6 protein-coding genes and 1 pseudogene are annotated in these 5695 nt (G+C 68.5%); 5 read left to right on the forward strand and 2 right to left on the reverse strand.

Annotated elements, in window-relative coordinates; translation table 11 throughout:
* From GXZ33_RS11290 to GXZ33_RS11305, 4 genes and pseudogenes are all read left to right on the forward strand, one after another.
* Positions 1–199 (forward strand): annotated as a pseudogene (locus GXZ33_RS11290) (glucosyl-3-phosphoglycerate synthase); the annotation flags it as partial.
* Between the two features lie 3 nt (positions 200–202).
* Complete coding sequence (locus tag GXZ33_RS11295) at positions 203–496, forward strand: hypothetical protein (RefSeq protein ID WP_291341163.1); 294 nt, start codon at positions 203–205, stop codon at positions 494–496.
* 43 nt (positions 497–539) lie between these two features.
* Entirely contained in the window at positions 540–710 is a 171-nt protein-coding gene (locus GXZ33_RS11300) for a DUF3117 domain-containing protein (protein WP_082028383.1), read from the forward strand.
* A 27-nt stretch (positions 711–737) separates the two neighbouring features.
* Complete coding sequence (locus GXZ33_RS11305) at positions 738–1604, forward strand: methyltransferase domain-containing protein (protein WP_291341167.1); 867 nt, start codon at positions 738–740, stop codon at positions 1602–1604.
* A gap of 6 nt (positions 1605–1610) precedes the next feature.
* On the opposite strand, the gene GXZ33_RS11310 is transcribed toward GXZ33_RS11305, so the two are convergent.
* The gene (locus GXZ33_RS11310) at positions 1611–3020 is read right to left on the reverse strand and encodes a GH32 C-terminal domain-containing protein (RefSeq protein ID WP_291341168.1); all 1410 of its coding nucleotides are present in this window, start codon (positions 3018–3020) and stop codon (positions 1611–1613) included.
* A gap of 14 nt (positions 3021–3034) precedes the next feature.
* Complete coding sequence (gene glgA / locus GXZ33_RS11315) at positions 3035–4207, reverse strand: glycogen synthase (protein WP_291341170.1); 1173 nt, start codon at positions 4205–4207, stop codon at positions 3035–3037.
* 225 nt (positions 4208–4432) lie between these two features.
* Between glgA and glgC the strand changes: the two genes are divergently transcribed.
* A complete protein-coding gene (glgC, locus tag GXZ33_RS11320; RefSeq protein ID WP_291341171.1) occupies positions 4433–5650 on the forward strand; it encodes a glucose-1-phosphate adenylyltransferase in 1218 nt (405 codons plus the stop codon).
* Positions 5651–5695: the final 45 nt, after the last annotated feature.

The following is a 5695-nucleotide window of genomic DNA, read 5'->3' on the forward strand; positions in this document are numbered from 1 at the left end:
CCTGCTCGTCGACGTCGCCCGCCGTCACGGACCGGCCGCCGTCACGCAGGTCGACCTGGGTGTGCGCCGCCACCGTAACCGCCCTCTGGCGGAACTGGGACCCATGGCGGATGTCGTCGCCCGCACCCTCCTGGACCGCGCCGGAGTTGCCACGAGCAGGGACATCGACAAACGGGAGCCCCTGGCCGGTATCCTCTGACGCATGCTCTCCTGGTTGCTGCTCATTGTCCTGTCGGCTGCGTTCGTGGTGCTCGGTGTCTGGTTCTGGGGCAGTGTCTTCGGACGCGGGGAACTCCTCGAACCGCTCGATCCGCAGGAGACGCTGGAGGCGAATCGGCACGCCGTGGGCTCCGGGAGGATCGATGACGTCCAGTTTGAACTGGTGCCGCGGGGCTACCGCCCGGAGCAGGTCGATGACGTGATTTCCCACCTCACCTGGCGTCTCCGGGAGGCGGAGGACACGCTCTCCCGGCTCTCGTCCGAGAAAATTGACTAAACTGGTCAGGGTAGATCATCCGAGTAGAAGGAGCCAACTCACTATGGCAGCTATGAAGCCGCGTACCGGCAACGGACCCATGGAAGCAGTGGAGGAGAGCCGGAAGATCGTCATGCGCATTCCGTCCGACGGCGGAGGCCGCCTCGTTGTGGAACTGAGCAAGGAGGAGGCCGCCGAGCTCGGAGCACTGCTCACCGCAGCGGCTGAAGGCTAGGTAATTCCCGGGGGTATGCTCGAATGCATGCTCTCAGACATCATCGACGTGCTCGCTGATCCCGCCGACGGCACCCCGCTGTCCGGCGCGGACGACTTCGCCCGCCTCGTCTCCGGGTCGGGCCACTCCTACGATGTGGCCCGACAGGGGTACGTGACCCTGGCCGCAGGCGCCGGCCTGCGCCACCAGGGCGACAGCATGGAGATGGTTCTCGCCCGCGAGACATTCCTGTCCCGCGGGCATTTTGCTCCCTTCGTGGAGGCCGTCACCGGCGGCGTGCACGACGCCCTCGACGAGGCCGGGGTGCCGGAAACCGCACGTCCCGTCATCGCCGAGATCGGTGCCGGCACCGGCTACTACCTGGCCCACACCCTCGACGACGTCGACGGGGCCCGGGGCGTCGGCATGGACATCTCCGTGCACGCCGCGAAGCGACTCGCCTCATGCCACCCGCGGGTGGGGTCCGTGGTCGCCGACGTGTGGGAGCGTCTGCCCATGCGCGACCGCTCCATCGACGTGATCACCGTCGTCTTCGCCCCGCGCAACGCCGCGGAGTTCGCCCGTGTCCTCACCGAGGACGGGCAGGCGGTGTTCCTCACCGCCGACCGCGGTCACCTGGCGGAGCTGCGTGAGCCGCTCGGCATCCTCGACGTCGAGGACGGCAAGATCGACCGGCTCATCGAGCAGGCGGCGGGCCACCTCACCCCCGTGCGTGAGCCCGAGCTCATCGAGTTCCCCATGACCCTGGACAAGGAGTCCATCGCCGCGCAGATCGGCATGAGCCCCTCCGCCCGGCACATCGAGCCGGAGGAGCTGCGCAGCCGTATCGCGCAGCTGCCGGAGACCCTGTCCGTGACCGGCCGGGCCCACCTCATCCGGATGGGCCGGGCCTGATCCGGCCTAGACGGAGCCGGGGCCGCGGCTCCAGTACTGCTCGATGACGGCGTCGCCGTCGATCTCGACGCGGATCTCCTGACAGCCGCCCTCGGCGTAGACGCGGCTGGCCATCGTGACGGCACCGCCGTCGGCGAAGACCTCCAGCGTCGAACCGTCCACGAAGATCGACAGAGAGTCGGTGTCGCCCTCCGCGAGTGCGGCCGAGGCGACCGGGTCGCCGGCGTGGTACGGGTTCATCGACCGGTCGACGCTCAGCGTGTCACCGGAGTGGGTGACGGTGGCGGCGACATTGCCCTCGGCGTCGATGAGCGTCGCGGTGAGGGAACCACCGGCCGGGATCTCGCACAGTCCGGTCCAGGAACGGGCGCGGGTGGAGCGGCTGATGGCGTCCGGCAGGCCCGCCGGCGGGGTCTGGAAGATCAGGCCACCCTGCAGCGTGACCACCCGCGGCAGGGACAGCACGTTCGCCCAGCCCTCGGCCTGCAGGGAGGGGTGACGTTCCGCGTCGTCCCGGCGGCCGACGCCGTTGAGCAGGCCGAAGAGGACGGACTGCAGGTAGCGCTTCTCCGGCTTCACGGTGCCCGGCGTGACGTTGGTGTTGCGGGGACGGGTGAAGTCGTGGCCGTGGTCGATGCGCGTGAACGGGGTTTTCACCTCGAAGGCGGCCTCGCGGAGGGTGCCCACGAGGTAGCCGGAGATGTCGATGCCGTCCTGCTCGAGGGTGATGAGCAGCACGTCGTAGATGTCGCCGTCGACCTCATCGCGGAGTCGGATGATGCGGGGGCCGACGACGATCGCCGCGGCGTCGAAACCCGGGTCACCGGTGAAGGTGAGCGGGCCGACGAAGTCCCAGGAACGGCCGTCCGGGCTGGTCAGCACGACCGGCACGGGGGCCTCACCGGAGCCGGTGACGCACATCATGAGCCAGCCGTCGTGCCCGGCGTGGCGGTCGTCCTCCGACTCCCAGTCGGGGACGACGCAGGGGGAGCGGAAGCGCACGTGCCCCTCGCGGTCGCCGACGACGTCACCGCTGCGGCGGATGCGCGTGTCGACGGCGAACTCGTCATCCGAGACCGGGCAGGTCTCGTCGAGCTCGTCGAGGTGCGCCACCTGGATGGAGGTGCCGGCGGCCGTGACCGAGGTGAAGTACAGGTCGAGGCCACGTCCGGCGGCGACGACGGCGCCGGCGCGGACGGCGGTCTCACCCCCGGCGGGGGCGAGGGCGTCGTCGCAGATCTCCCAGTCGAAGGGGCCGTCCTCGGACACCGCGTGCGCCCAGCGGGCGGGGGAGTCCGGGGTGGGCCGGTACTGGTGGAAGAGGTGCCAGGTGTCGCCGTCGAGGAGGACTCCGGCGGGCGCGTCGAGGACCCCCGACTCCGGCGTGACGTGCAGTTCGGGGCGGTGGAAAGTCACTGAGAGCTCGTCTCCTATCGCAGGGACTGGTAGATGTCGACGGTCTGCTGGGCGATGGTAGCCCAGGAGAACTCGTTCACGGCACGGTCGCGGCCGGCGACGCCGAACTTCTGCGCGCGCTGCTTGTCGGCGACCATGGCGTTGACCTGCTCCGCGATGTCGCGCTCGAAGGTCTCCTCGTCGTTCTCGTCGTAGTGGACGAGGGTGCCGGTCTCACCGTCGACGACGACCTCCGGGATGCCGCCCACGTCGGAGGCGACGACGGCGGTGCCGCAGGCCATGGCCTCGAGGTTGACGATGCCCAGCGGCTCGTAGATGGAGGGGCAGACGAAGGTGTCGGCGGCGGTGAGGATCTCCTGGATCCGGTCCCGCTCGAGCATGTTCTGGACCCAGAAGATGCCGTCGCGCTTCGACTGCAGGTCCTCGACCAGGGCGGTGGTGCGGGCGGCGATCTCCGGGGTGTCCGGGGCGCCGGCGCACAGCACGAGCTGGACGCCCTCGTCGAAGTGGGCGGCGGCCTTGACCAGGTGCTCCACGCCCTTCTGGCGGGTGATGCGGCCGACGAAGGCGACGATCGGGCGGTCCGGGTCCACACCGAGCTCGGTGAGCACGGAGTTCTCGTTCTCGTCGAAGGTCGGGCGCGGCTGCCAGAGCTCGGTGTCGATGCCGTTGAGCACGACGTGGACGCGGTCGGGCTCGATGCGCGGGTACGCCTCGAGGATGGAGTCCTTCATGCGGGCGGAGACGGCGATGACGGCGTCGGCGTACTCCATGGCGTTCTTCTCGGACCAGGAGGAGACCTCGTAGCCGCCGGCCAGCTGCTCACGCTTCCACGGGCGGTGCGGCTCGAGGGAGTGGGCGGTGGCGACGTGCGGGATGCCGTGCAGCTTGCCGGCGAGGTGGCCGCCGAGACCGGCGTACCAGGTGTGGGAGTGGACGACGTCGACGTTGTCGGCGGCCTGGGCCATGCGCAGTCCGGTGGACAGCGTCCGGATGGCGGGGTTGGCGTCCTCGAGTGCCGGGTCGACGCCGTGGACGTACACCCCCTCCATGTCACGTGGGGCGCCCATGCAGTGGACGTCCACCTCCGTGATCTCGCGCATGAAACGGGTCAGCTCGGTGACGTGCACACCGGCGCCGCCGTAGATCTCCGGGGGGTACTCTCTGGTCAACATTCCGACTCTCATACGTCCCAAGCGTAGCGACGCCCCGCTGCCCGTGCAGGGGGTGACGGGGGTGACGGGTGCTTGTCGACGGCTGCCTCCCAGGAAGCTGACCGGAAGTTGTCCGGGGAGATACAGGCTACGGAAACCCTGGAAACGGGGAAAAGGGGGGAGCGGGAAGGGGAGAGAAACAGGAGTGAATGTCAACTTCCCCGGCGAAAACCACTGGGACGACCTAGATTGGGGGATGTGAAGACTCAGCCGAATGTTCTAGCCATTGTTCTCGCCGGCGGCGAAGGCAAGCGCCTGTTCCCGCTCACCGAAGACCGCGCGAAGCCCGCGGTGCCCTTCGGCGGCAGCTACCGACTCATCGACTTCGTTCTCTCGAACCTCGTCAACGCCGGTTACCTCAAGATCGCCGTCCTGACCCAGTACAAGTCGCACTCCCTCGACCGCCACATCTCCCAGGCCTGGTCGCTGCACGGTCCGGTGTCGCAGTACATCGCCTCCGTCCCGGCGCAGCAGCGCCGCGGCAAGCGCTGGTTCACCGGTTCCGCTGACGCCATCGTCCAGTCCATCAACCTGATCTACGACGAGAAGCCCGACTACGTCATCGTCTTCGGCGCCGACCACGTCTACCGCATGGACCCGTCCCAGATGGTCGAGGAGCACATCGCCTCGGGCAAGGGCTGCTCCGTCGCCGGTATCCGTGTCCCGCGCATGGAGGCCACGGCGTTCGGCTGCATCCAGTCCGACGACGAGGGCAACATCACCGAGTTCCTGGAGAAGCCGGCCGACCCGCCGAGCACCCCGGATGACCCGGACGTCACCTACGCCTCGATGGGCAACTACGTGTTCACCACGGACGCCCTGATCCAGGCGCTGCTCGAGGACGAGAAGAACGAGGACTCCGAGCACGACATGGGCGGTGACATCATCCCGTACTTCGTCGAGCGCGGCGACGCCCACGTCTACGACTTCATGGGCAACGAGGTCCCGGGCGCCACCGAGCGTGACAAGGGCTACTGGCGTGACGTCGGTACCATCGACGCCTTCTACGAGGCGCACATGGACCTCATCTCCGTCCACCCGGTGTTCAACCTCTACAACCGGATGTGGCCGATCCACTCCACCGAGGACGAGAACTTCCCGCCGGCGAAGTTCACCCAGGGCGGCATCGCCCAGTCCTCGATGGTCGCCCCGGGTTCGATCATCTCCGGTGGCACGGTCCGCAACTCGGTGCTCGCGGGTGACGTCCACGTCGCCGAGGGCGCCACCGTCGAGGGGTCCGTCCTCATGCCGGGTGTCCGCATCGGTCGCGGCGCCGTCGTGCGCCACGCCATCCTGGACAAGAACGTCTACGTCCGTGAGGGCGAGATCATCGGCGTCGACCGTTCCCGCGATGAGGCGCGGTTCAAGATCTCGGCCGGCGGCGTGGTCGTCGTCGGCAAGAACGAGGTCGTCTAAACCTTCTGGTCAACGGGCCGCGGGCAGTCAGCTGAGTGACTGCCC

Source organism: Corynebacterium sp., from assembly GCF_012838985.1.
Lineage (GTDB): Bacteria > Actinomycetota > Actinomycetes > Mycobacteriales > Mycobacteriaceae > Corynebacterium.

Excerpts from the sequence above, each read along its gene's own strand:
- GXZ33_RS11295 (WP_291341163.1), top strand. The coding sequence starts at position 203 with ATGCTCTCCTGGTTGCTGCTCATTGTCCTGTCGGCTGCGTTCGTGGTG.
- GXZ33_RS11300 (WP_082028383.1), top strand. The coding sequence starts at position 540 with ATGGCAGCTATGAAGCCGCGTACCGGCAACGGACCCATGGAAGCAGTG.
- GXZ33_RS11305 (WP_291341167.1), top strand. The coding sequence starts at position 738 with ATGCTCTCAGACATCATCGACGTGCTCGCTGATCCCGCCGACGGCACC.
- glgA (WP_291341170.1), bottom strand. The coding sequence starts at position 4,207 with ATGAGAGTCGGAATGTTGACCAGAGAGTACCCCCCGGAGATCTACGGC.